Here is a 26,599-nt window from a genome sequence, read left to right on the forward strand (position 1 = left end):
CACCGTAATCGTGGTACTGGCCTCCCCGCCCAAAAAACTGACCGTGCCCCCCGGAAGTACGCCACCGGTAAAGTCCGTGGCATCGGAAGGGCTTACGCCACTTCCCGCAACCGAATAGGTAGCGCTCGAAGCACCCGATACGTCCCCGGTACGGTTCACCGTGAAAACGAAGGCCGTAGCCCCGGCGTTCCCCTCCGACAGGGATACCCCGGTACCCATCGAGATCGCATTGTCGTCATTGTTTATGGTACCCGTGGCCGTGGCCGTACCGATCGTAGATCCGGCACTGGGCGCGCTCAGGGTGACCTCAAAAGTTTCGGCAGATTCAACGTCCGTGTCCCCGTTGACGTTCACCGTAATCGTGGTACTGGCCTCCCCGCCCAAAAAACTGACCGTGCCCCCCGGAAGTACGCCACCGGTAAAGTCCGTGGCATCGGAAGGGCTTACGCCACTTCCCGCAACCGAATAGGTAGCACTGGAAGCACCCGATACGTCCCCGGTACGGTTCACCGTGAAAACGAAGGCCGTAGCCCCCGCATTCCCCTCTGACAGGGATACCCCGGTACCCATCGAGATCGCATTGTCGTCATTGTTTATGGTACCCGTCGCCGTGGCCGTACCAATCGTGGTACCGACACTGGGCGCACTCAGGGTGACCTCAAAAGTTTCGGCAGGTTCAACGTCCGTGTCCCCGTTGACGTTCACCGTAATCGTGGCACTGGTCTCGGTGGCCAAAAAACTGACCGTGCCCCCCGGAAGTACGCCACCGGTAAAGTCCGTGGCATCGGAAGGGCTTACGCCACTTCCCGCAACCGAATAGGTAGCACTGGAAGCACCCGATACGTCCCCGGTACGGTTCACCGTGAAAACGAAGGCCGTAGCCCCCGCATTCCCCTCCGACTGGGATACCCCAGCACCCATCGAAATGGTCTGACCATAGGAGAAAAGGCCAAACAACATAAACAGGCTTATAAAGAAATTCGTTGGATTATAAGTAAAATCGAGACTCTTCAATTTCATAAGTGCAATTTGACTAATTACAAATTATATCTCTGGTTTAGATATTCAAGTTCATTCAAAGGGGTTCAATATTACTAAAAAATATACCTAAACCATTAATTAACAGATTAAAACTGGCTTTTTCGGTCAAAATACAAAAATGGAAGAAATATCCTCTTATGCCATCGTAGGTGCAGTGGTTTCTACAGAAGAATCTATTTTTTTGACCAATCCTTGCAATACACGGCCCGGACCTATCTCGGTAAAGAGAGTGGCTCCATCTTTTACCATATTTTGGATGCTTTGTGTCCACTTTACAGGTGCTGTCAATTGCAGCATAAGATTCTTCTTAACTTCCGAGGCATTGTTTACCGCATTCGCACTTACATTTTGATATACGGAACAACTGGGCTCTGTAAAGCTTGTATTTTCTATGGCCGTCGCCAGCTCTTCCCTGGCAGGCTCCATCAAAGGGGAATGAAACGCTCCTCCCACGGGTAGTACCAAGGCTCTTCTTGCACCCGCTTCCTTCATTTTTGAACAAGCCACATTTATGGCCTCCACTTCTCCGGATATGACCAATTGCCCGGGGCAATTATAATTGGCCGGCACAACTATACCCGATGTTTCTTCACAAACTTTTTCCACAACACCATCATCCAACCCTAGCACGGCCGCCATAGTACCCGGTATCGTTTCACATGCTCCCTGCATGGCCAAAGCTCTTTGGGATACCAATTTTAAGCCATCTTCAAAACTCAGGGTATTATTTGCCACCAAAGCCGAAAATTCGCCCAAAGAATGGCCCGCAACCATATCCGGTTTAAAATCGCTCCCCATTACTTTGCTCAATATCACGGAATGCAAAAAAATAGCGGGTTGGGTTACTTTGGTTTCCTTTAACCCTTCCGCCGTTCCGTTGAACATAATATCCGTAATGGAAAATCCCAATAGGTCATTGGCTTGTTGAAACAGGTCTTTGGCCATTGGAAATTTTTCAAAAAGATCCGACCCCATACCAACGAATTGGGCACCTTGCCCCGGAAAAACATATGCATTCATAATTGTTTGGTTTTAACGCTACAAAAATAAGCATATAATTTTCAAATCCGTGCCGTTATCCATTGCACTTCCATTGAATCATACGTCATTATCGCCTTCTTTGAACCATCCGGAATAGGCTACATAGGCTTCGGCTATCCGATCGATCTCGCCCGAACTCAATTCAGGGCCTACATCCTTGATTTTCTTAGCGGGCATCCCTGCAAATACACTACCCTCGGGAACATGAGTCCCCTTGGTCAAAACCGCTCCAGCAGCAATTATACTATTGCGTTCTACAATACAGTCATCCATAATTATACTGCCCATTCCGATCAATACGTTATCATGCACGGTACAGCCATGCACTATGGCATTATGGCCTATGGATACGTTATTCCCAATAACGGTAGGGGATTTTTTATAGGTACAATGGATAACGGCACCATCCTGTACATTTACCTTATCGCCCATTTTAATATAGTGTACATCCCCCCTTATGACCGCATTGAACCAAACACTGCATTGATCGCCCATGACAACCTCCCCAACAATGGTGGCATTTTCCGCAATGTAGCAGTCATCTCCTATTTTGGGTGTTTTCCCCCCGACACTTTTAATCATTTCATTAATTTTTCTTGTTCAATTTACTCGAAATAGGATAACAATTCCTTCTTCTTTGATGCCGATACCAAAAGTTCCTTTCCATTGGAAATAACTACACTCCCTCCTTTTCCACGTCTATATTTCACTACTTCGCTTACATTTACTAAATAGGATTTATGCACTCGAGCAAAAGGAAAATCCGACAATGCCTCTTCAAAATATTTTAATGTTTTACTGACCAGGATCTTTTTATTCTCCAGATAGATTTCGGTGTAATTATCGTCCGCTTTGCAATATAGAATATCCGCCACATTTAAAACCTGAAAACCATCTTGTTGCGGCAAGGTTATCTTACCTTCGATTCCCCTGGAATTTGTATTCAATACCCTTTCCTGAAGGGCATTTTCCTTTTCTTTGATTTCCTGTACAAAATCCACCGCTTTTATAAGTTCGTCTATATTAATGGGTTTCATAAGGTAATAGGCCGCATGATTGTTAAGGGCATCCTTGGCATAGTGATCATAGGCCGTTACGAATACGGTCTCAAAAGTTCTTTCGGGAACCTTTTCCAAAAGATCAAAGGCGTTTCCAAAAGGCATCTCCACATCTAAAAACACCAAATCCAAAGTATTCTCCCGTATCAGTTCCAATCCTTCTTTTATAGAGGAAGCTTCCCCGATCAAATCCACCCTAGGGCAATATTTGTTCAAATAATTCCTCAGAATTTCTCGGCTATTGGCCTCGTCCTCTACTACTATTGCTTTTAAGTTCATCTATCTTTTTTTAATATGAACATCACTTTTGTTCCGGTACCATCGTCCATTAAATCCGATATGGAAATATCCACTTTATCCGGATACATATCATTTAAAATAGCAACACGCTGTTTGATATTCCCCATACCTTTGGATTTTTGTTTTTTCTGATTTTGAGTCTTTAATTTTGCGGATTTCGCTCTACCGATCCCATTGTCGGAAATACAGATTTCCATTTCATGCGGGCCTTTCGGACGAATCATAATTTCTAAAAAACCTTTTTCCTCTTTGTACCGAAGTCCGTGCCATATCGCATTTTCAATATAAGGCTGTAAGAGCATGGGCGGAATTTGAAACGTGTGAACATCCAGTGCCTTGTCCACATCGATCTTATAGTCAAACTTATCGGGAAACCGGGAATGCTCCAATTTCACGTACAGCTCAAGGAGCTCCAGTTCTTTTGTCAAGGGAATAAAATCTTCTTCCGAATTTTCAAGTACGGAACGCATTAGTGTGGAAAACTCGCTCAAGTACCTATTGGCACTGCGCTCATCGCTTTTAGCGATAAAATTATTAACGGAATTCAATGCGTTAAAAATAAAATGAGGATTCATTTGTGACCGCAAAGATTTTAATGCCAACAGGTTATTGGTCAATTTTTGTTGCCGATTGCTTCTATAAAAAAAGAATGCCGCCAAACCGGTAAGCAATAGTCCAAAAATCAGTGAATAAATGACCCATCGCTGTCTTTTATAGCTTTCTTGTGCCAATTCCTGCTCCGTAAGGGCTAGGTCATATTTGCTCTGTGAAAGTTCGCGCTCCTGTTCCAACCCCGCGATCCTATTTTGCGTAGATGCGATTTCCCGGTTAAACCGTGCCGCCCTGGAAATCTCCTGCTGCTTCCGTATATAGAGTGTATCCACCAAAGTAACGTACGTTTGGTATGTTTCCAAGGCCTTATTAAAATCCCCCTTAAATTCATAGACTTCGGACAGCTTTCGGGTAGCATCTTTTTGCACCACCAGATCATCTTCGGAATCCGCCTCCACAATACTGCGTTCCAAATAGGGAACGGCTTCTTTATACTTATCCTGGGCAATATAGGCATTGGCTATTTTATAATTGATCCGCTGTGCGGTTATGGTATCGCCGAGATTTATTTCTTTATGTCGGTGTTCCAGGCCATTAAGCTTTCCCAAGGCTACCAGACTATTTTTCCGAAGGGCGATTTCCTCATTGTACCGACTTTTTTTGTTGTAAAAGTCCGCCACTTTTTCCTTCTCCTGCAATGCTCTTTTAGGTTCCAATCCACTCGCTAACTGCAAGGAATTACCATAATACGCCTCGGCTTCCACCAACTGGTTATCTTGGCTATAGGCATCGGCTATTTTAGAGTTTAAATCGGCCATTTTGGAGGTCATCCGGTTTTTTGTTGCCATCTTCAGCCCTTCATTATAGAATGCTATGGCCATCTTTAGGGCACCTTGACCTTTTTTAGCATCTCCAAGGGATTCAACCAGATCGACGTGCTGGGCAGGAACGATATTTTTCAATTTTATTATGGTATTCAATACCTGTTCCGCCTTCTCAAAATCCTTGCTTAATATAAAGGTTCGCCCAAGCAACAATGTAGTCACAATTGTCTTGTTGGTTTCCAGGGCATCCTCAAAATTATCGACGGCAAGATCGTATTGCTTGTGAAAAAGATAGATTTCTCCCAGGGCCGTTAAGGACCGGGCCATTTCTTTCTTATTGCCCCGTTTTCCCAATTCCGCCATGGAAAGGGCAACAAAATCAATACTCTTGGCGATATCATTTTTTTTATAGAATGCGGCGGAATCCAAATAAGCCCGATGCACCGTCCTTTTTGAAACTTTGGAATTATCTTTCTTCTGGGAGGCAATATCATAACCTTCTACCTGTACGTTAATATCGTCCTTACTGCCAATACGATGCCTAACGGTCTCAAAACCGAAATCCTCTATAACAAGTTCTTCCCCCATGGCCACAAGAATTTGAAATTCGCCAAAGCTATTGGTAGTCGTATACGCACCCGAACCCGTATAAACGGAAACACCGGAAATAGGCTTAAAAGTTTCTTTAACAATTACACTTCCCTTAATAGTGAATTTTTCCCTGTTCCTTTCCCCCTGGGAAAAACACAGAGTGCTTCCGACCAAAAAACACCATATAATATGACAAATCCTTAACTGCATACCTAATAATTACCGTAAACTTAGCGGATCTATACGGCACTAAAAAATAGGCTCATACGCATTCATGACTAAAAAAACAGGTTCCCGGGGCGTTCACAAAAGCAAAGACCAACTTTACTCATTCAAAGTGATGTTTTACTCAAAACCCATGGTATGGAAAAAAGTTTGCCCTTAGTTTTAGAACTCAATATTAAAAAACGAAACATGAAAAAGTATCAAAAAATAATGGCGCTTGCAGCAATAACAGGTATTGCGGCGATGGGCCATAGCTGTGAATTAAAAGGGAAAACCATCAATAAGCCAATTATTGCCAAAGCTGTTCATCCCCAAAACGATATCAAAAGGAATGCTGTAAAAATTGCACTGTTATTGGATACCAGTAACAGCATGGACGGACTTATAAATCAGGCAAAATCCCAATTGTGGGACATTGTAAACGAGTTCACCTATGCAAAGTGTGGCAATGCTGCCAAACCGGAGCTTCAGATCGCCCTATATCAATATGGAAACGACGACCTCTCTGCTAAGGAAGGATACATTCAACAAGTATTGAACTTTAGCAATGACCTGGATGAAATCTCCGAAAAGCTTTTTTCACTGACCACCAACGGGGGCGAGGAATTTTGTGGGGAGGTAATCCATACTTCCATAAAACAACTGGACTGGGGCAAAAACCCTAATAGCCTTAAAATGATCTTTATTGCGGGCAACGAACCTTTTGATCAGGGGAAATTAAATTATAAGGACGCTCTGGTAAACGCCAAGGAAAAAGATGTAGTGGTCAATACCATTTTCTGTGGTGACTATGATGCAGGTATAAACACCCACTGGAAAAAAGGAGCCGCTTTAACGGGTGGGGAATACATGGCCATAGACCATAATGAAGAAATCGTTCATATAAGCACTCCCTATGATGATATCATCATCCAATTAAACTCCAAATTAAACAAGACTTACATTTCTTATGGAGCCTTGGGCAAATCTAAACTTATGGCACAGGAAGTACAGGATGCCAATGCCATGCAACTGGAGGAAGTTGTTGCCGTTAAACGGGCCGTGAGCAAAAGCTCAAGGTTTTACACTAATAAAAAGTGGGATCTGGTAGATGCATCCGAGGATAAGGAATTTGACCTTTCCGAGATTTCCAAAGACAAGTTGCCAAAGGAATTAAAAGGAAAATCCAAAAAGGAAATGCAACAATATATTGAAGAAAAAAGGTTGGAACGAAAAAGAATACAGAAAGAAATTCAAACATTGAATACCAAAAGACAGGCGTATATCGTCAAAAAACAAAAAGAAGAAAACAAAGGGGCCTTGGAAAACGCCATGCTAAAAGCTATAAAAAAACAGGCTTCAACAAAGAATTATACTTGGGAATAAATTGATCTGACCGTGTTCGGGGACCTGTATCGGAAACGGGCAGGTCTCTTTTATTGTGCCGCCGGGCAATAACAGTCATACTTACGCTCGGTCTGACCAAAATCATATCCTAAGGTAATTTGATGAAAACCGCCATTGTCAAACCGGATATCGCCCAATTGATAGGAATAATTATAGGAAACCAAAAAATTCTTGATGTTGGCACCAATAATAGGGGTAATCAATTGCAAGCGCTGCTTTCCAAATCCGGCAGCGGTCTGGAACTGGGCCCCATCAAAACTGCGCCTGTAGGAAAGTCCGCCCCATATTCTTCCAAAGTTCACGTCCTTATAGACCTTTGCATTGATATCCACGGTTTTTTCTTTAGTAAATTCGGTCAATTGAAATAAAACGGAAGGTTCATACTGCCATTCATTTCTTCCGAATACATAACCTGCGGAGACCAAATATCTTCTGATATTATCAATGACCAATTGATCGGGATTGTCCTGCCTATCCCTGTAATACACATTTCGTTGACTCCCCGTAAGTGCATTGGTAACCGCAAAATGCGCATAAAACTCCTGATAGTTATAGGAAACCCCCAGGTCTACATTAAAATAGGAAGCGCTTAATTTTTGTCCGGAAATCGCAGGGTCTGGAGTAACGGACCTGAAATCCGTTTCATCCAAACTACTCTGTAATACGGTACCGCTCAATCCAAAAGAAAACTGGTTCAAGACCCTGGCGTCACTGCCACTTATTCTCAAATGGTGGGCATAGGTCAATTTTAATCCCGTTTGGGAGTGATAACCATTGGCATCGTTAAAAATTATGGCCCCTACGCCACTTGGGCCATCGCCCAATCTAAAATGGGCATTTATGGTCTGTAGATTTGGTGCATCTTCAACATCGAACCACTGCTTTCTGGCCGTGGCCCTTATCTTGCCTCCTTCTCCGATTCCGGCCATGGACGGATATACCAAATAGTAATTGTCCGATAAATAATCAAAATATACGGGAATCCCTTCTTGGGCAACGGATTTATAGCCAAAAACCAGGCTTGCAACTAATATGAGTAGTTTAAATTTCATCTTTGGAAAAATGAGGCTATAGGTTCAAATTGTACTGAATATAAAGTATAACGGCTTATCCATAACATTATTATGTACCCCATAACTTAGATTTCCTTCGTATTTTTGTTTAAAATTGAAATGAAATGAAAACGTATTCGATCACCGTTGTAAAGACCAACAATCCGGCCATATTAAAATTTGAGACAAACCATTTGTTGGTACACAGGAAAAATTATGAATACAAGAATATTGACGAGGCTAAAAATTCCCCTTTGGCACAGCAACTGTTTCATCTGCCATTTATAAAAACGATCTATGTATCCGGTAATTTTATTGGTCTGGAACGTTTTGATATTGTTGCATGGGAGGACGTAAAAGATGAAGTGGCCCAACAACTGGTAGAATATTTAAATGCGGGAGAACCGGTCGTTATTGAAGAAGAGACCGATAAGAAAATACCTGTTACCGTATACGCCGAGGTTACCCCCAACCCGGCGACCATGAAATTTGTGGCCAGTAAAAAAATTGTTGGGGCCACTTATGAATTCAAGAATATAGACGAGGCCAAAAATTCCCCTTTGGCAACGGCCCTTTTTCAATTTCCCTTTGTAAAGCAGGTTTTTATTGATGAGAATTATGTTTCCGTTTCCAAGTATGAGGTAGCGGAATGGGAGGACATCACCCTGGAATTACGGGAATTGATCCGCAATTTTATTGCAGATGGAAAAGAAATTGTTACAGGGAACGTTGAAACTGTCGACCAAAAATCACAAGAAATTTCCAATACCGCCCATGAAACAAAAAAAGACATGGACGATACTTCCCTGGAAATCATCGATATTTTAGAGGAGTATGTAAAACCGGCGGTGGCCAGTGACGGAGGGAACATTCTCTTTAAGTCCTATGAACCGGACAGCAAACGGGTAAATGTTATTCTACAAGGTGCCTGCAGCGGTTGCCCGTCCTCTACCTTTACGCTAAAGAACGGTATTGAAACCATGCTCAAAAACATGATGGGCGACAGGGTCAACGAAGTAGTAGCTATAAATGGGTAAAAAATAAGGGGCTGGATTGAACTTTATAGCCTAAAATCCTTAATTTAAGGGAAATTTAAAAACACTAATTATGGCAGTATTAAAAGTAATCGAGGTATTGGCAAATTCCAATAAAAGTTGGGAAGATGCCGTTGACAGTGCAGTTGCACAGGCATCCAAATCGGTCAAGAACATACGCTCCGTTTATGTGAACGAACAGAGCGCAGCCGTGGACAATGGAAAAATTTCCGAGTACAGGGTCAATGTAAAAATCACTTTTGAAGTCAAATAACACGCTTCAAACCAAAAATCAAAGCGCCTTAATGGCGCTTTTTTTGGCTCGTTTTAAAACGGATTTCCTCCAATACTACTATTATGGATCATAAATACACCAATGCCCTTATTAAGGAGAGCAGTCCTTACCTCCTGCAGCATGCCCATAATCCCGTACAATGGGAAGCATGGAAACCGGAAATATTGGCAAAGGCCAAAAATCAAAATAAACTGTTATTGGTGAGCATAGGCTATGCGGCCTGCCATTGGTGCCATGTAATGGAACACGAATGCTTTGAAGATGAAAAGGTGGCATGGGTAATGAATTCCAATTTCATCAATATCAAAATTGATCGGGAGGAAAGACCGGACATTGACCAAATTTATATGGACGCACTCCAAATGATGACCGGAAGCGGCGGGTGGCCCCTTAATATTGTGGCACTGCCGGACGGACGTCCTTTTTGGGGAGCTACCTATGTAAAAAAGGAAAATTGGATACAGGTACTACAACAGCTTGCCGATCTGTATCGTACAGAACCGAAAAAAGTCATTGGTTATGCAACGAACATGGAAGCGGGACTAAAGGAGATTAACGGGATTCCGACCAGCGGGGATACGGGTATTGTTTCAACCCATGAAATCAGGGATCTGGTCAAGCACTGGTCCGGATATTTCGATACTTTTTTAGGTGGTTACAAACGGGCACCCAAGTTCATGATGCCCGTAAACCTTAATTTTCTGCATCACTTTTCCTTGATCCAAAAGGATGGCGACATTCAAAATCATGTACGGACTACACTTGACCGCATGGCCTGGGGTGGAATTTACGATCATGTGGGCGGTGGATTTTCCAGATATTCCGTTGACACAAAATGGCATATTCCCCATTTTGAAAAAATGCTCTATGATAACGGCCTTTTGGTAAGCCTATATGCCAAAGCGTATGCCACTACCAAGCACCCGCTTTACAAAAAGGTAACGGATCAAACCATTTCTTTTTTAATAGAAGAATTGTTGGATGAAAATCATGGGTTCTACTCCTCACTGGACGCCGATAGTCCTAATGAAAATAGGAAGTTAGAAGAAGGAGCTTACTATGTTTGGAAGGAAAACCGGTTAAGCGATTTACTGGGAGAAGATTATCCGTTATTCTCGGATGTTTACAACATAAACCCTTATGGTTATTGGGAGAACGAAAATTATGTATTGATCAGAGATGCCAATGAAAAGGAGATAGCCGAAAAACATGGACTATCTCCCAGGATTATCATGGAAAGAATGACCCAATGCTTGGGTATTCTTAAAAAAGAACGAAATAAACGGGAAAAACCTCGTCTAGATGATAAAATACTCACGTCCTGGAACGGGTTGGCGTTAAAGGGGTTGATAGACGCCTATCGCTATATTGGAAATCCGTCATATCTTGAGCATGCACTGAATAATGCCCATTTTATTGTTACCCATCTATTTCATGGAAAAGGAAAATTATTTCACAATCATAAAAACGGGAAAAGTACGATTAATGGTTTTTTGGAGGATTACGCCACCGTCATAGATGCCTTTATCGGACTTTATGAAACAACTTTTGAAGAAGCATGGTTGGAAAAAGCCCAAAAGTTGATCGATTATACCATAGCTCATTTCAAGGATCCGGAAAGTGGGTTGTTTTTCTTCACTTCCATGTTGGATGATTTTGTAGTCAGAAGAACAATAGAGGTTACGGACAATGTGATTCCTTCCTACAACGCTATAATGGCCATAAACCTTTTTAAACTTTCCAAATATTTTCCGGAATCGGACTACGGCCTCTATATGGAAGGCATGATGAAGTCTATGTCCAAAAGTATTGAGGAACGTCCGGAAAACCATGCCCATTGGCTTCATTTGGCACAACTGGTAAACGGCCCATTTTATGAAATTGCCATTGTAGGCCCTAATTTTAAAAAAATTGCAGCAGAAATCCGGTCAAAATTCTTACCAAATACCCTAATTGCCGCAACGGCCTCAAAAAGCAGACTGTCCTTATTAAAAGAAAGGTTTGTACCGAACAAAACGTTTATTTATGTATGTAAAAAAGGAACTTGCAAACTTCCTGTAGAAGATGTTCATTTAGCCTTGAAAAATATGGGGCATTCCTAAAATTTTAACAATTGTTTAATCCTTATTTGTAAAAGAGATTATTCAATTTTATCTTGTTTTGCCAAAAATTAAACAATAGTACATATGGAGGAATTAATGGATTACCAGGAGCATTTGGACAATGCCATAAATTGGATTTGGAAGGTATTGCCCAATCTTATATGGGCCGTTGTATTATTGATCGCCGGAACTTATATCATAAGGTTCATAAATAGAATGGTCCGGAAATTCTTTGAAAAAAAGGATTACGATCTTACATTGGAAACTTTTTTACAGAGTTTTATCGGGATAGCACTTAAAATTATCCTATTTATCCTTGTAATAACGCAGCTCGGTGTAGAAACCACTTCTTTAGTGGCTATGTTGGGTGCTGCAGGATTGGCCATTGGATTGGCATTACAAGGTTCATTGGCAAATTTTGCGGGAGGGGTGCTGATCCTATTGTTCAAACCCTTTAAAGTCGGTGACTTTATATCTGCCCAGGGTGTGGACGGTACGGTAAAGGAAATTACCATTTTCACCACCAAACTCAATACGTTCGGAAATCAGGTAGCGATTATTCCCAATGGTCAGCTCTCCAATAACAACATTATTAATTATAATGCCGAAAATACACGTCGTGACAAAATTGATATTGGTATCGGTTATGGCTCCAATATTAAAAAGGCCAAGGATATCATGCTTCAAATATGTGCTGAAAGTGAACATATCCTGGCAGAACCGGCACCGGAAGTTTATGTGGGGGAACTGGCGGATAGTTCCGTAAACCTCACTTTACGGTTTTGGGCCAACAATGATGTATTTTGGCCCGCACATTTTTTTGTGATGGAAGAAATAAAAACCAGGTTCGATGCCCAGAAAATCGAAATCCCGTTCCCACAGCGGGTCGTACATCAAGCTTAAGGGTGTAGTTTTATAAAAGATCAAAAGGTTTTTATCGGCGTTATATTGAATCTATCTCGATATCCACATAGAGAAGAAAATTTATGAATCCGTGTAAATCGGCGAAATTCGTATCTGTTTTTTTCGACACCTATAAATTTCCCTTTATTTTTTCGCCTTTTGCAGGATAAAATCCTTTAAGTAGTACGGTTCAAAATAAGCGACATCCTCAAATTTCCCTTGTTCGTATTTGGTATGGGACAAAACGGCCATTTCCCTTGCCGATGGTACCATTCTGGTATCAAAAGAAAGATTTTCATGATTTAAGGTATTCTGGATCTTTTCCGCACCGCTACCTACGATATGTACTTTTTTACCCGAAAGATAATCCGTAAAGGAATTTTCTTCGATAATTTCGGCCCTGGTTTCCCTAATTTCATTTAAATCAACATCATAGACACAGGAATAGACCTCCATCCGCCTTGCATCCAATACAGGAATTACCAAATCCTGGATTATATTCTTGGATTGTAACGCCATACTTTTTAACGTGGCAATGGAAATCAACGGTATCCCTAAGGCAAAACAAAGTCCTTTGGCAGCGGAAACACCTATACGAAGCCCCGTATAGGAACCTGGTCCCTTGCTAACGGCCACGGCATCCAGATCCTGCATTTGGCAACCTGCGTCCTTTAAACAATCCTGAATAAACAAATGCAATTGTTCCGAGTGGGAATAATTGGGTGCATTGTGTTCTTTTATGGCAATAACACTTCCATTTTTGGCCAAACTCACGGAGCAGTTGGTCGTTGCCGTCTCCAAATTTAAAATCAATCCCATAATTCTTGCGAATATAATAAGACCCTTCAGGTTTTAAAAACCTGAAGGGTCTATAAAAATTCAAGTCTGGTTTTTAATTCAGTGCCATGGGAATCCCAAAATAGAATTCCAATATCTTCAATCTAAAGATATAATCGTATTTGGTACGTATAACTTGTGCTTCTGCATTGTCTACCCTGGATTGCGCCTGACTAAAATCAAAAGCGTTCATAAGCCCCACATTAAAACGTTCCTTTGAATATTGATAGGCCAACTTTCTCGCTTCCAACGTCTTTTGGGCCGCCTCATAAGCCTTAAAAAAAGTGGTTACATCTACATAAGCTTGCTGAATATTGGTTTCCAACGCCAACTTATCTTGTTCGAACTGTAATTTAGATCGTTCCAGGGCAATTTTAGAGCGTCGAATGTTGTTTCTCGTGCTCCAACCACTAAAAATAGGTACATTTAGCTGTACTCCATAAGATATCCCATCAAAAATCCACAATTGATCCGTAAAACTCGGCGTAAAAAGATTACCATTGACATCGGGAATCTGTGTTACACCCGAATATCGGGTCCCGTAGTTTGCAAAACCTGATAAGGTAGGCAATACGGCACCCCTATTTATTTGTAAGTCCTTCTCCGCTAAATCTATATTCGCTTTTGAAAGTTTGATATCGTTTCTAAATTCCAGTGCTTTGGCAAAAATAGTTTTGGCGGAATTGTTCAAAATATCGGAGGGGGGTATATCAAAAGATTCATCGGCAATATCAAAATTCCCATAATCCGTTATTTGCAACAATTGGGCAAGATTGATTCTTGAGATCAAAACCAGGCCTTCGCCATTAACGATCTGTTGTTCTTGATTAGCGGCCGTTGCCTCTATCTCCAACAGATCACCACGGGGTACCACTCCCGAATCCACCAACTCCTTGGTGCGTTTTAAATCCTGCCCCGTAACCGCATATTGTGCCTTAAAGACTTTTAGGGATTCTTTATTCGATAAAACCTGAAGGTATGCGTTGGCCACATTCAAACGAATATCATCCTTTAAATTGTCCAGACGATATTGGCTTGCTATCGCATTTAATTTTGCCCTGTTCAATCGGTTCACGTTCCTAAGCCCATCAAATAACGTTATATTGGTACTGGCACCACCACTAACGTTGCTTGTTGTACTATTGGTGGGCAAGTTATTGGTAGGGTTAATAGAAAATCCCGTATTGCTCGAAAATGAAGAGGATGCATTTAAAGTGGGTAGAAAACTACCCAATGCATCGGACTTGTCAATTTTTGCATTTTTCAGATCCAGCTCAAACTGTTCAATGGAAAGGTTATTCTCCACGGCATACGCAACACATTCCTCCAGTGTCCATTTTGTTACCTGTGCCGAGCTAAACGTTATTGCCGCCACCAGCAATAAAGTAGTTAGTTTAAATTTCATTTTTTGATTATTTGATTCGTATTATTGATAGACGGTTAAGCTTTGGCCTCTTTCTCCTTATCTTCGTCCTCTCCTTTTTTGATCGGTTCGGTCTTGTTCCATTGTTTAACTTCATCGTCTTCCGTAAGTCCCGACAAAATTTCAACATTAACACCGTCCGAAATCCCGATTTCAATATCCTTACGTTCAAATTTTTGCTCGCCCGTAGCCACTTCAACAAAGGGGTCGTCCGTTTTTTTATCAAATTGCAGCAGGGCTTCAGGGATTACCATAACGCTATCCTTCCTTTCCAAAACAAGGGATGCATTTGCGCTGTATCCGGCACGGATAAGGACATTATCCTCTACCGCAACATCGCCTTCTATCTTAAATTGTACCGCCCCGGTCTCTTCAACACCTTTTGGTGCGATAAACTTTAATTTGGCATCAAATTCTTTTCCTTCAATGGCCCCCAGAGTAATTTTTAACGGCATGCCTATTTCCAATTTTCCCACCTCTCCTTCATCTACTTTACCTTCAAAGATCATTTTGCCCAAATCCGCGATAGAGGCTATGGTCGTACCATCATTAAAATTATTGCTTTGTATCACCTGATCACCTTCTTCCACGGGAATTTCAAGAATGGTTCCATCTACGGTAGCACGTATGTTCGTATTGGCACTGGACGAACCGCCCACGGAACCCCTCTTAATAATTTGATAATCTGCCCGTGCATTTTTCAGCTCCTGTTCCGCCTGATTATAGGTGAGTTGTAGATTATTGAAATCCTGACTGGAAATGACCCCTTTATCAAAGAGTGCCTTATTCCGGTCAAATTCTATTTTGGCATTGTTCAGGGCCAACTCCGCATTTCTAACACGCCCGCTTGCCTGGTTCAAAGCCTGTTCATTGGGTACGACCTTTATCACCGCGATCAAGTCTCCGGCCTTTACCCTGACACCTTCCTCCAAATAGATTTTTTCTATAATTCCGGAAATCTGCGGTTTGATCTCTACCTCGTCTTCCGGAATTACCTTGCCCGTAGCAACGGTTTTCTTTTCTACACTTGAAATAAACGGTGTTGAGGTTTCATAGATAATAGAAGATTTGCTATTACTCTTTATGAAAAAAACAGCGGCCCATAATGCGCCCAAGACTAAGACCCCTATTATTATATATTTTACAATTTTATTCATTTTAAAGCGTGTTTATAATTTATGGTTCTGTATTATATTGTTTACTATTCTTCTCTTAATGCATCTATCGGTTTGATACTCACTGCCCGTTGTGCGGGAATCAACCCTATTAAAGTTCCCAAGATCACCATAATGGCAAGGGCTCCCAGTACAAGTGGTATTGGTACGGTGGGGTTCGTATAGGGAAAATCAATGCCCTCTGTAAAACTATTGATAATACTGAGTACCAAAGCTCCCAGGATTATACCTATCGTTCCTGCCAGCATGGTAAGGAAAACCGATTCCAGGATTATTTGCGAACGGACTTCCCTGGGAGTTGCTCCCAAGGCTCTTCTGACCCCCAGTTCTTTGGTACGTTCCTTTACGGAAATCAATAAGATATTACCGATTCCGATAACTCCTGCCAAAATAGTAGCAATCCCTACAATAAGTGATAAGAAAGTCATCCCTTTTGAAAAGCCCATTACCTTATTGAAAATTTCGCCCAGATTAAAGGACCCGAACGCCCTTTCGTCCTTGGGGTCTACCCTATGGATATTTTTAAGTGTCGCCTTTACATTTTCTTCGGCCTCCACGACATCTACATTATCGTAAGCGGCAATGGTCAACCACCCAACATTGTCCGCCGTGTTATATAACTTTCTGTATGTGGTAAAAGGTATATATATATCACTGTCGGTTTCAAAACCGCCACCTGGCGTAAATTTATGGACCCCTATTACCTGAAAATAGATATCGTCTACCCGTATATAACTTCCAATAGGGTTCTCTTCCTTTTCAAAAAGTTCCTTTTGGGTACGTTCCCCGATCACGCAGACTTTTCTGGTCTGTGCTATATCCTCATCATTAATAAATCTTCCCCCATCATAAATCTTTTTTGTAGCAATTTTGGTGAACACCGGAAAATCCCCGTACACCGCATAATTCCCAGATTTTTGACCACGTATGACCAATCCGGGAGGGTCACCAAATACTCCCTTTGCATTTCTAGGGGCGATATAATTAATTTCCGGTATTCTATTCTTTAATACCTGAACGTCTCCCAATTTAAGCTGTAACCGCCTACCGGTCTTAAACCCGTCAAAAGGAATGCTCGTACGCTGTGCCCAAACGAACATACTATTCATTGCGACACTTTCAAATTGACGTTCAAAACCATTATCAAGTCCTTTTGCCGCACCCGATAAAGCTATATATATGAATATTCCCCACAGCACCCCAATAATGGTAATTATGGTCCTAGTCCTATTCTTTCCAATAGAACCGAATATTTCCTGCCATGTATTTCTATCAAATATGAATTTCATCTTATTCGTCTCTAAGTGCTACTATGGGTTTTATACGTGCCGCCCTTCTGGCCGGTATATAGCCTGCTATGGCCCCAAATACGATCAATGTTATGGTGGCGAAAATAGCCGTGCCCATATTAATGAAGGGATCTGTTATAAAATAATCCGTCAATTTCTCTCCCAGAGAACTTAATAGGCCCACTCCGATCATCATTCCCACAAAACCGGATATTGTTGTAATGAATATGGATTCCAATAAAATAGTACCGATCACAGATCTTGGGGTAGCGCCCAAAGCCTTTCGTATGCCCAATTCCTTGGTTCTTTCCTTTACTACGAATACCATGATATTACTAATGCCAATAATGCCCGCTATAATGGTACCAAAAGCCACTATGGAAACGATAAGTTGAAGTACTCTTGCAAATTGCTGGTTTTGCTTTAATTGATCGGCAATGTTCCGAATGAACAGTCCGTTTTGATCCTCCGGATCTATGAATTTTTTACTTCGAATAAATTTGTCCAAACTTCTTTGAAAGGCCATTGCCCCGGTATAACCAATTTCCGGTTTAAACCCAAGGACTATTTGGTTTACCTTGTCCGTTCCCTCAATAAGTTGCCTTGTGGTATATGGAATATATATTCTTCGTTCCTCATTATCACCGGCATCGTCTTGAAACACACCGATCACCTTAAATGCACTTCCGGAAATATCAATATACTTTCCAATGGACGGTTCTCCTTCGAACAGGTCTTTTTCCACCAACCTACCAATAACCGCATATTTTGTACGGGCTTTTATATCGGTCTTATTTAAATACCTGCCCTTCATCATTATGGTCTTTTCGGCAAACTGATAAGATTCACTCACACCACGCGTGATATAATTATTGGATTTATCCCTGTATTTAACCAAACCGCTCCTGCCCATCCTTGGGGAAATGTATTGGGTAAACATGACAAAGTTCTTTTCAATGTCCGTTACATCCGTATTATCGAACTCTATTCTTCGTTTGGATTTATATCCTCTATAAGGTTTGGAGGTCCTGCCCGGAAAGATGAAAAAAGTATTGGTCGCATCATCTTTAAAAAATTCATCGAACGTATTGATCAGCCCATTACCAAAGCCGTAGAGTACCACAAAAATCAAAATACCCAAGGCTACCGTAAAACCAGATAAGAACGTTCTTAACTTGTTTTTTTGTATGGTTTCGAATATCTCTTTCCAGTTATCCCTGCTAAACATACTCCGATGCTCTAACTTGTGCTACTTTTTTGTCTTCTACGATAACCCCATCTTTTAAGTGTACGATCCGTTTGCACATGCGGGCAATGTCCTCTTCATGGGTAACCACCAAAATGGTGTTGCCCTGATCGTTAATTTTTTGGATCAAATCCATAACCTCATAAGACGTGGTACTGTCCAGGGCACCTGTGGGCTCATCCGCCAAAAGCACTTTTGGTTCCGAGACCATGGCCCTGGCAATGGCAACCCTTTGTTTTTGTCCCCCGGAAAGCTCGTTGGGCAAATGGGTCGCCCATTCCTTTAAGCCTACCTGTTCCAAATACTTCAACGCCTTTTCCTGGCGTTCTTTTCTACCCATTCTCTGGTAGTACAGGGGCAAGGCCACATTTTCCATGGCACTTTTATAATTGATCAGATTAAAGGACTGGAAAACGAAACCCAGAAATTGATTGCGGTACTTGGCCGCCTTTGTTTCGTTCAAATCCTTGATCGGAACCCCGTCCAACGTATATTCGCCGGAATCCGCTTCGTCCAACATACCCAAAATATTCAATAACGTAGATTTCCCGGAACCTGAGGACCCCATTATGGCAATTAATTCCCCTTCTTCCGCCACAAAATTTATCCCTTTTAATACATGTAGGGAATTGTTTCCCATTTTATAGGATTTGTGAAGATCTTTAATTTTAATCATTTTGCTTCCGTTACTGGTTTAGAGGTTCCTCAAACGACATTCATGCATAGGACATCCAACTTGATAAAATGTTACATGATCTATCTCTCTTTTTTGATATTTCTTTAGTTTTTAGCAAATTCACGGGATTTTAATTTATTCCGTACCCACTTTTGACATCATGCCTTTATTATGACGATTTAAGTTTTTTTCTAGTAAAACAATGGGAATAACTACACCGGAAACTACGGAAATCCCCCTAAGGAAAATCAGTAATTTATTTTTCCGAACGATATCGAAAATTTCCTGCCAACGTTCAATGTCGAACATGTGTGATTGATTTGATCGATGAATACAATATGGGTATTGCATATACATTTAAGACTAGCTATCCGCTACAATGTTACAGATTGAGCAAGAAAAAAGTGTTAAAGCCCTAAATTTTTGTTAAGATCGAATTTTCCGATAGATGAAATAGAAAAGTCCTCCAATCAATATATAAGGTATCGCCATTAAGTAGACGATACCGTTATTGATTCCTTTGGCGGCGTTCCCAGACTCCTCGCTCTCCAGTACGGCCCTACACATGGCACATTGCGCCTCGGTAAGTTGTGGCATCAACACCAGCACCAAAAAAATGACCAAAAGGTGCTTTTTCATATCAATAACTATAATAAGGTGAAATCATAATATATACAATTACACCCGTTACAACCACATACAACCAAATGGGAAAAGTGTATCTGGCCCATTTTTTATGTGCCTTAAAATCCCCTAAATATGTTTTGCTATACGTAATGAGTACAAGGGGAATAATGGCTATGGACAAAACGATATGCGAAATAAGAACAAAAAAATAAACATATCCCATAATCCCTTCCCCTCCATAAGAAGTAGCATCAGCGGTCATGTGATACGCTATGTACATTATCAAAAAGGCCAATGACAATACAATACAGCCGATCATTATAGCCTGATGTAATTTTTGTTTTCCTTTCTTGATCGCCACAACGGCAACAATAAGTAAAAGTGCCGTTATCCCATTGGTAGCGGCATAAATGGGCGGTAAAAAGTTGAGCGGTTCGGCATTGGGTATTTTATATCCGAAGAGCATGGCAACGACCAGGGGAATTGCAATGGAAAGTATAGTTATCCATAGTTTGATCCTCTTTTCTTTTATGACCGTAGTTTCCATTTACTCTTCCAGCAATTTTTTAATATCCTCTTTTAAAATACTTATCTCTTCCTTTTCCCCTTGGTTATTTTCCCCCATTTCCTCCGTAATGGCACCTCTATAATACACTATTGGATTTCCAAACCTATCCGTTCGTGAACGTATGTAACCTTCTTTATCTATCAAGGCAAATAGTCCGGAATGTTCAAAACCTCCCGGGGCATCCGGCATTTCGGCGGCAAAAATATTAAATCCGCTATTGGCCAGATCATAGATAGCTTCTTTGTCCCCTGTCATTAAATGCCAATCCACATCTTTTATTCCATTTTTTTCGGCATACGCTTTAAGTGTTCGAGGGGTATCGTATTGTGGAGTTATGGAAAAGGAGGCCACCCCAAAATTGGAATTGTATTCAAAATGATCTTGAAGGGCTACTAGATTTTTTGTCATTATCGGGCAAATACTTGGGCAGGAGGTAAAAAAGAATTCTACCAGATACACTTTACCCAGATAATCTTTATCCGAAATAAGTAAGCTATCCTGATTCGTAAATTGAAAACCGGGAACACGTCTTTTTTCGCCGTTCAAAAGAATATAACCCAACTTCTTTTCTTTTTCGGGAATATGCATGCGATCCATTTCCACAACCGCGCCCGATTTGATGCGGTCCACAATTCTCGGAATAACAATGATCCCAAAAATCAGAATGATCAAGGAAACCCAAATGTATGTGTATTTTTTATTCACTATTTGGCCCTGTTTGCATTGTTCTTTTTTAAAGCTAGCCTGTATTCGGCCAAAATGACTTTTACGTCATCTTCCATTTTATTGTTCAACTCCGCCACGGAATTGGTATTAAAACCATATTTTGTTCCTTCCTCCTCATCGGCGGTCCTTCCCCTAAGGTTCCTCTCCTTGTCAATTATAAAAACATAAGGGGTACCCAAATTTTTGTCCAACATCAGGTTTGTCCCCAGGTTGCCAAAAATTTGCCTTACCATTTGAGGGTCTGCAAAGACAAATCTCCATTTTCTTACATCCGCTAAATCAGCAAGTTCTTTTTTAAGTTCTGCAACTTTATCCTCTGTTCCTTTTGGCACTATCATTACACATTGAAAATCCTTGAACTCATAAAAACGCTTGTATATTTTTTGATTCAGGTTAAACGCATTCCCTTTTTTCAAAGCGATATCATACCCTAAAAAACCAAGGATCGTAATATTATCGGTAAATCGCACATCCTGCCCTTCTGCATTCAGTTCTTTAATACCCTCCGTAAGTGTTGGAAGTTTACCAAAATTGTTCACTCCAGAGGCAAAGAAAAGATATGCCACAATGGGCAGTATAAAAAGTACAACAAGAACGAAGGTCTTTTTCATCTGTTGGCATTTATTTTAGGAGTGGACTACCTAAAACAGGCAGGTACAATTCATCTATACACCAATAATTTGTTAAGCTGAATCGATGTAGGCTTACTGCCCAATGACACGTACAAAAATAAAAAAAGACGGTGTTTAAACCGTCTTTTTAATACTGTTTTTATTTTCTAGAAATTCCAGGTTACAAACCCATCCTTATATATGTTATAAATATAATCGGCTTCTACCAAAAGAATGATTGTCAAATATATGACCAGGAATATCGGTGTCCATACAATGGCCCTTCTCAAAGCGCTTTTTTCATCACGCAGGTGCATAAAATCCCAAGCAATATAATATGCCTTTACCAGGGTAAGAATAATGAATATCCAGTTCAATAACTTCATCCTTAAAAAATAGGAATCCGTAAGAGACTCCGGTTTTAGAATACCCAAAACCACTTCCACAGCCGTTACAAGGGTCAAAAAAGCCAATACGCCCCAAATTTTTTGGGTGTTGGATTTAAACTTCAACAATCCTCTAAAAATCTCAAGTTTATGCTCGTGTGCCATTATATAATTAATATTTTAAACTACTATTCTTCAAGATTCCCAACCTTCACGGAAACGACCTTAAAACGATTATACCAAATAGAAAAATGTAAATACGAATACCCAGACCAAATCTACAAAGTGCCAATAAAGACCTACTTTCTCCACCATTTCATAATGGCCTCTTTTTTCATACGTACCCAAAACCACATTAAAGAATATGATCAGGTTAATAAGTACCCCAGAGAATACGTGAAACCCGTGAAAGCCTGTAATAAAGAAAAAGAAGTCCGCAAAAAGACGACTACCATATTCATTATGAATCAGATTGGCCCCTTCAACAACTTGAGTAGCATTTTTCAGCTTAGCCATTGACTCCGATCGGGACAATACCGTTTTTTCCCCTGCCTCGTTAATCGTCTCCGTTCTTATCAGAATATTGGGGTCTGCCTTAAAACCTTCTATTACCTCACTGACCGTATGGCTCGTTCTTGTGCCTTCCGTATCAAACCAAATACCGTTCTTTCTTTCATGAGTGGTCCTTTCCGTTGGAATGAATGTTGCAAAATCCGCAATAGCGGCCCTTTCTCCGGTATTCGCTTTGACAAATTGAAGGATCCTACCTCCCTTGGTTTCCAAAGCACCAAAATCACCTTTTATAAAAGTAGCCCATTCCCATGCCTGGGAACCTACGAAAATAGCCCCTCCTATAATGGTCGCGAACATATACCAGATCACGGCATTTTTTTTCATTTTATGACCGGCGTCCACGGCCAATACCATGGTCACGGAAGACATGATCAAAATAAAGGTCATAAAGGCCACATATATCATCGGGTAATTTCCATGGAAAAACGGAACGTGCGTAAATACTTCATCGGCAATGGGCCAAGTCTCGATAAATTTAAATCTTGAAAAGCCATAAGAAGCAAGAAAGCCAGAGAAGGTAAGAGCATCCGAAACAAGGAAAAACCACATCATTAGTTTGCCATAACTGGCCCCGAGCGGTCTATTGCCACCTCCCCATACATTTTCTTCCGTTGTCGTTGTAACCGTAGAATCCATAAATTAATTTATCGTTTTAATAAAACTTTAGCAAATTTACATTTTTTTGAACTATATAAAAGCTGATTTAAGTTCAAAACTTTCATTGTTTTAAATTATTATTTTACCAGGGTCATAAATACGATCAAATACACCCAAAGCAAATCTAAAAAGTGCCAAAAAGTAGCACCCAAGGACAGTCCCAAATACTCCGTGGACGAATATTTCCCCTTCCATTGATTGAACAGGACGACCAATAAGGAAATAATTCCTGCCGCCACATGCACAATATGCACCATGGCGATCAAAAATACATAGGACATTTTAATGGTACTGGTAGGTCCGGTAAAATAATACCCTTGATCTACCATTTGGGAAAAACCATCGAATTGAAAAAAAACAAAGCCCGTTCCCAGGCCCAAAGTAATCAGCAACAATAAGGTGCACATATCCATCTTATTGGCCTGAACAGCTTTCTGTGCCAGAAAATAGGTAAGACTACTTATTATTAGTATTACCGTGCTTATGTAAAATGAAGAAGGCAGGTCCAAGTCTTGAATCCAATCTTCCCTGGAACTACTAACGATATAGGCACTGGTCCAACCGGCAAAGCCCATAAGCAAACTGGCAATGCCAAACCAAAGCATCATTTTTTTTGCCCTATCGTTTTTTTCCTTTGTGGTACCCTGTGTTAAATCCATCTATGCCAAAAATTTATCCATTACATATATCACCTGCATAAACGTTATATAGCTCACACTGGCCAGCATTAACCTCCTAGCCGATATATTATCCCTGTTCGTATAAAGCCTTAATGCAAAAAACAGCATAACGCCCCCCATGAGCAAAACAATAATAGCCGATGGAACGGACAAATGCAGTCTCCCGGTGATCCCAAAAACCGGGATTACCGAAACGGCCATCATCCAAATGGTGTACATTATAATCTGTAATGCGGTAGCGGCATCCTTTTTTCCAGTAGGCAACATCTTAAACCCGCCTTTCCTATAATCTTCGTCCAACATCCAACCCAAGGCCCAAAAGTGTGGGAACTGCCAAAAAAACTGAAGCATAAACAATGTTCCCGGTTCAATTCCAAATTCATTGGTGGCCGCCACCCATCCGAGCATAAAAGGAATAGCCCCGGGAAAGGCGCCCACAAAAACCGAAAGTGGCGTTATCGTTTTTAGTGGAGTATATACGCAGGTATACAGAAAAATCGAAATGGCCCCGAACATGGCTGTTTTGGGATTGAGGATATACAATGATATCACCCCAAGGGCGGTCAATAAAATGGCGATTCCCATAGCCGTGGAAACGGACATTCTACCCGATGGTATGGGCCTGTTCCCCGTTCTTTTCATCAAGGCATCCAAATCCCTTTCAATAATCTGATTGAAAGCGTTACTGGCCCCTACCATACAATAGCCGCCAAATGCCAATAGCAAAACGGACATCCACTTTACATCATAAGCTCCCAGAAAATACCCGGCTATAGAGGAAAATACCACGCTAATAGCCAGTTTGGCCTTGGTAATCTCTTTAAAATCAGCAAAAACCAATGAAATTTGATTTGCTTTCGCCACCTCTACAGCAGTCTTCATGCTTTGAATTAAAAATAGGTCTGCAAAGATAACCCGCAACACATATTTCTGCAATTAAATAGCACTATTTCTATTATATTTGATTCCTGTTCATTCAATTCGTAAAATCCTAAAAATGAAACAAATCGGCTTTTTTATTTCTATTCTATTAAGCTCTTCCCTATCGTTATCCGCACAACAAAATGCCATTGTAATTACCGTAGATACCCTCTCCCAAAATGTTTACATGCTCACCGGGCAAGGTGGAAATATAGGCATATATGTAGGTGGTGAGCATGTTTTTATGATCGACGATCAATTTGACCGATTGAGTCCAAAAATCAAAAAAACGATCCATAGCATTACGGACAAACCCATTGCCTATCTTTTTAATACACATATGCATGGGGACCACACGGGAGGAAATATCAATTTCAATACCAAAGAGACTACATTGATAGCCCACGAGAATGTTAGAAAAAGTTTAAAGACACGATTAAAGGAAAGGCCCGAACTCGGCAACGCCATCCTCCCGGAAATAACTTTTTCGGAAGATGTTACCTTGTACGACGGAAATGAGACCATTATGGCCTTTCATGTACACAACGCCCATACCAATGGTGATGCCATGGTCTATTTCATGAACAATAATGTATTGCACATGGGAGATGCTTACTTTTCCGGCAGATACCCATATATCGATTTAAAAAACGGAGGTAGCGTTAACGGCTATATCGCTGCGCACAAAAAGGCTTTGACGATCATTAATGGTGATACCAAAATCATTCCCGGTCACGGAAGACCATCAAATAAAACCGAACTACGGGAATATACGGCCATGCTTTCCGAAATCAGGGAAAATATACAAAAGGCAATCCAGGAAGGAAAGTCTTTGGAAGATGTGGAAAAGGACAATAGTCTAACCAATAAATATGATGCAACACACGGTAATGGCTTTATCAACCCTCAAAGAATTAGGGCTACATTTTACAATAGCCTAAAAAATAGTCCTGAACGATATTAAATCTTTCCCAGCAAAAAGGCCCGGACATAGTCCGGGCCTTTTCTATAATCAAAAGATATATATTTACTGTAGTTTAAAATTAATCGGGATACTAAAGGGAACCCTTACCGGTCTACCTCTTTGCTTTCCCGGGGTCATTTTTGGCAGTTTCCCGATAATCCTTGCCGCTTCTTTTTCCAAATTCTTGTCCGGACCACGCATTCTTATATTACCGATACTTCCGTCTTTTTGGATGACGAACATTACGCTAACCCTTCCCTGAACACCCATTTCCTGAGCAATTTCAGGATATCGGAAGTTTCTGCCAATATGCTTTTGGATCATCTTATTGAAACAAGCACGCATGGCCGAAGCTCCTTTTCCTTTTTCCTTTTCACAACCGGGAAAAACAGGTACATCCTCAATAACGGCAAAGGGGACATCCACATCTTCTTCCATCTCATCGACAACCACATCCTCCACTTCCATGATCTCTTCTTCCTGACTTGTTTCGGTCGACTCTATAACCGTTTCCTCCACTTCTTCCTCGTCTTCAACAACTTCAATAATTTCAGGTGCCGCAGGAGGTGGCGGAGGTGGTGGAGTTTTGATCTGTTCCGTCATCGGAACCTCTTCGTCCAACAAATCATCCACGTTCATTGAAATATCATAATCGTTCGTCTTATCATACGTTTTCCACTCAAACGCCACATAAGTAAAAATCATTACCGCGAACAATCCTATCACAAAATATAAACTGCTATTTGTAGTTAAATCCGCTTTGGGATTCTTTTTCGGTTCCATATCCTAAATAATTTAATGTTTGCTAATTTAATTAATAAATTGATTAAAATGCA

At 41.0% G+C, this 26,599-nt stretch carries 28 protein-coding genes; 6 read left to right on the plus strand and 22 right to left on the minus strand.

Annotation, left to right across the window (positions count from 1 at the left end; all coding sequences use genetic code 11):
* From ACKWB9_RS06980 to ACKWB9_RS07000, 5 genes are all read right to left on the minus strand, one after another.
* Positions 1-1,020 (minus strand): Calx-beta domain-containing protein (locus ACKWB9_RS06980; RefSeq protein WP_414002290.1); only part of this gene is annotated, 1,020 nt, incomplete at its 3' end.
* Between the two features lie 156 nt (positions 1,021-1,176).
* Positions 1,177-2,061 carry an ACP S-malonyltransferase gene (fabD, locus tag ACKWB9_RS06985; protein WP_414002291.1) on the minus strand — a complete coding sequence of 295 codons (885 nt, stop codon included), beginning with the start codon at positions 2,059-2,061 and terminating at the stop codon, positions 1,177-1,179.
* Positions 2,062-2,139: 78 nt separating this feature from the next.
* Positions 2,140-2,664 carry a gamma carbonic anhydrase family protein gene (locus ACKWB9_RS06990; protein ID WP_414002292.1) on the minus strand — a complete coding sequence of 175 codons (525 nt, stop codon included), beginning with the start codon at positions 2,662-2,664 and terminating at the stop codon, positions 2,140-2,142.
* Between the two features lie 23 nt (positions 2,665-2,687).
* Positions 2,688-3,419 (minus strand): LytR/AlgR family response regulator transcription factor, encoded by a 732-nt coding sequence (locus ACKWB9_RS06995; RefSeq protein ID WP_414002293.1) that lies wholly within the window; start codon positions 3,417-3,419, stop codon positions 2,688-2,690.
* Positions 3,416-5,617: a histidine kinase gene (locus ACKWB9_RS07000; protein WP_414002294.1), complete on the minus strand. Its 2,202-nt coding sequence runs from the start codon at positions 5,615-5,617 to the stop codon at positions 3,416-3,418. Before ACKWB9_RS07000 ends, ACKWB9_RS06995 begins: the two co-directional genes overlap by 4 nt.
* 204 nt (positions 5,618-5,821) lie before the next feature.
* On the opposite strand from ACKWB9_RS07000, the gene ACKWB9_RS07005 reads away from it, so the two are divergent.
* Positions 5,822-6,997 (plus strand): vWA domain-containing protein, encoded by a 1,176-nt coding sequence (locus ACKWB9_RS07005; protein ID WP_414002295.1) that lies wholly within the window; start codon positions 5,822-5,824, stop codon positions 6,995-6,997.
* Between the two features lie 50 nt (positions 6,998-7,047).
* Here ACKWB9_RS07005 and ACKWB9_RS07010 read toward each other — a convergent pair whose 3' ends face one another.
* A complete protein-coding gene (locus tag ACKWB9_RS07010; RefSeq protein ID WP_414002296.1) occupies positions 7,048-8,070 on the minus strand; it encodes a PorP/SprF family type IX secretion system membrane protein in 1,023 nt (340 codons plus the stop codon).
* A gap of 125 nt (positions 8,071-8,195) precedes the next feature.
* Between ACKWB9_RS07010 and ACKWB9_RS07015 the strand changes: the two genes are divergently transcribed.
* From ACKWB9_RS07015 to ACKWB9_RS07030, 4 genes are all read left to right on the plus strand, one after another.
* Entirely contained in the window at positions 8,196-9,107 is a 912-nt protein-coding gene (locus ACKWB9_RS07015) for a NifU family protein (RefSeq protein WP_414002297.1), read from the plus strand.
* 70 nt (positions 9,108-9,177) lie between these two features.
* Entirely contained in the window at positions 9,178-9,378 is a 201-nt protein-coding gene (locus tag ACKWB9_RS07020; RefSeq protein WP_414002298.1) for a dodecin family protein, read from the plus strand.
* A gap of 83 nt (positions 9,379-9,461) precedes the next feature.
* Positions 9,462-11,501, plus strand: coding sequence for a thioredoxin domain-containing protein (locus ACKWB9_RS07025; protein ID WP_414002299.1), 2,040 nt, complete (start codon positions 9,462-9,464; stop codon positions 11,499-11,501).
* 84 nt (positions 11,502-11,585) lie between these two features.
* Positions 11,586-12,404 carry a mechanosensitive ion channel family protein gene (locus tag ACKWB9_RS07030; RefSeq protein WP_414002300.1) on the plus strand — a complete coding sequence of 273 codons (819 nt, stop codon included), beginning with the start codon at positions 11,586-11,588 and terminating at the stop codon, positions 12,402-12,404.
* A gap of 144 nt (positions 12,405-12,548) precedes the next feature.
* Here ACKWB9_RS07030 and tsaB read toward each other — a convergent pair whose 3' ends face one another.
* The 15 genes from tsaB to cyoE form a co-directional block, all read right to left on the minus strand.
* Positions 12,549-13,223, minus strand: a complete 675-nt coding sequence (gene tsaB, locus ACKWB9_RS07035) for a tRNA (adenosine(37)-N6)-threonylcarbamoyltransferase complex dimerization subunit type 1 TsaB (protein ID WP_414002301.1) — start codon at positions 13,221-13,223, stop codon at positions 12,549-12,551.
* A 73-nt stretch (positions 13,224-13,296) separates the two neighbouring features.
* The gene (locus ACKWB9_RS07040) at positions 13,297-14,646 is read right to left on the minus strand and encodes a TolC family protein (RefSeq protein WP_414002302.1); all 1,350 of its coding nucleotides are present in this window, start codon (positions 14,644-14,646) and stop codon (positions 13,297-13,299) included.
* A gap of 35 nt (positions 14,647-14,681) precedes the next feature.
* Positions 14,682-15,821, minus strand: a complete 1,140-nt coding sequence (locus ACKWB9_RS07045) for an efflux RND transporter periplasmic adaptor subunit (protein WP_414002303.1) — start codon at positions 15,819-15,821, stop codon at positions 14,682-14,684.
* Between the two features lie 44 nt (positions 15,822-15,865).
* On the minus strand, positions 15,866-17,128 hold the full coding sequence (locus ACKWB9_RS07050; RefSeq protein ID WP_414002304.1) for an ABC transporter permease: 1,263 nt from the start codon (positions 17,126-17,128) through the stop codon (positions 15,866-15,868).
* A 1-nt stretch (position 17,129) separates the two neighbouring features.
* A complete protein-coding gene (locus tag ACKWB9_RS07055; protein WP_414002305.1) occupies positions 17,130-18,356 on the minus strand; it encodes an ABC transporter permease in 1,227 nt (408 codons plus the stop codon).
* Positions 18,349-19,050: an ABC transporter ATP-binding protein gene (locus ACKWB9_RS07060; RefSeq protein WP_414002306.1), complete on the minus strand. Its 702-nt coding sequence runs from the start codon at positions 19,048-19,050 to the stop codon at positions 18,349-18,351. Before ACKWB9_RS07060 ends, ACKWB9_RS07055 begins: the two co-directional genes overlap by 8 nt.
* A gap of 135 nt (positions 19,051-19,185) precedes the next feature.
* On the minus strand, positions 19,186-19,359 hold the full coding sequence (locus ACKWB9_RS07065) for a hypothetical protein (protein ID WP_414002307.1): 174 nt from the start codon (positions 19,357-19,359) through the stop codon (positions 19,186-19,188).
* Between the two features lie 117 nt (positions 19,360-19,476).
* Positions 19,477-19,689 carry a hypothetical protein gene (locus tag ACKWB9_RS07070; protein WP_414002308.1) on the minus strand — a complete coding sequence of 71 codons (213 nt, stop codon included), beginning with the start codon at positions 19,687-19,689 and terminating at the stop codon, positions 19,477-19,479.
* Position 19,690: 1 nt separating this feature from the next.
* Positions 19,691-20,224 carry a DUF420 domain-containing protein gene (locus ACKWB9_RS07075; protein WP_414002309.1) on the minus strand — a complete coding sequence of 178 codons (534 nt, stop codon included), beginning with the start codon at positions 20,222-20,224 and terminating at the stop codon, positions 19,691-19,693.
* A complete protein-coding gene (locus tag ACKWB9_RS07080; RefSeq protein WP_414002310.1) occupies positions 20,225-20,950 on the minus strand; it encodes an SCO family protein in 726 nt (241 codons plus the stop codon). It abuts the gene before it with no gap.
* Positions 20,950-21,582, minus strand: coding sequence for a hypothetical protein (locus ACKWB9_RS07085; protein WP_414002311.1), 633 nt, complete (start codon positions 21,580-21,582; stop codon positions 20,950-20,952). The genes ACKWB9_RS07080 and ACKWB9_RS07085 overlap by 1 nt, the downstream gene beginning before the upstream one ends.
* Positions 21,583-21,749: 167 nt before the next feature.
* Positions 21,750-22,133, minus strand: a complete 384-nt coding sequence (locus ACKWB9_RS07090) for a cytochrome C oxidase subunit IV family protein (RefSeq protein ID WP_414002312.1) — start codon at positions 22,131-22,133, stop codon at positions 21,750-21,752.
* 69 nt (positions 22,134-22,202) lie between these two features.
* A complete protein-coding gene (locus ACKWB9_RS07095) occupies positions 22,203-23,177 on the minus strand; it encodes a cytochrome c oxidase subunit 3 (protein WP_414002313.1) in 975 nt (324 codons plus the stop codon).
* A 98-nt stretch (positions 23,178-23,275) separates the two neighbouring features.
* A complete protein-coding gene (locus tag ACKWB9_RS07100; RefSeq protein ID WP_414002314.1) occupies positions 23,276-23,857 on the minus strand; it encodes a cytochrome c oxidase subunit 3 in 582 nt (193 codons plus the stop codon).
* Positions 23,858-24,760: a heme o synthase gene (gene cyoE / locus ACKWB9_RS07105; RefSeq protein WP_414002315.1), complete on the minus strand. Its 903-nt coding sequence runs from the start codon at positions 24,758-24,760 to the stop codon at positions 23,858-23,860. It abuts the gene before it with no gap.
* 115 nt (positions 24,761-24,875) lie between these two features.
* Here cyoE and ACKWB9_RS07110 point away from each other — a divergent pair, with 115 nt between their 5' ends.
* On the plus strand, positions 24,876-25,763 hold the full coding sequence (locus ACKWB9_RS07110; protein ID WP_414002316.1) for an MBL fold metallo-hydrolase: 888 nt from the start codon (positions 24,876-24,878) through the stop codon (positions 25,761-25,763).
* Positions 25,764-25,826: 63 nt separating this feature from the next.
* On the opposite strand, the gene ACKWB9_RS07115 is transcribed toward ACKWB9_RS07110, so the two are convergent.
* The gene (locus tag ACKWB9_RS07115) at positions 25,827-26,546 is read right to left on the minus strand and encodes an energy transducer TonB (protein ID WP_414002317.1); all 720 of its coding nucleotides are present in this window, start codon (positions 26,544-26,546) and stop codon (positions 25,827-25,829) included.
* Positions 26,547-26,599 lie beyond the last annotated feature (53 nt).

The sequence above is a fragment of the Maribacter spongiae genome (assembly GCF_047345125.1).
Classification (GTDB): Bacteria; Bacteroidota; Bacteroidia; order Flavobacteriales; family Flavobacteriaceae; genus Maribacter.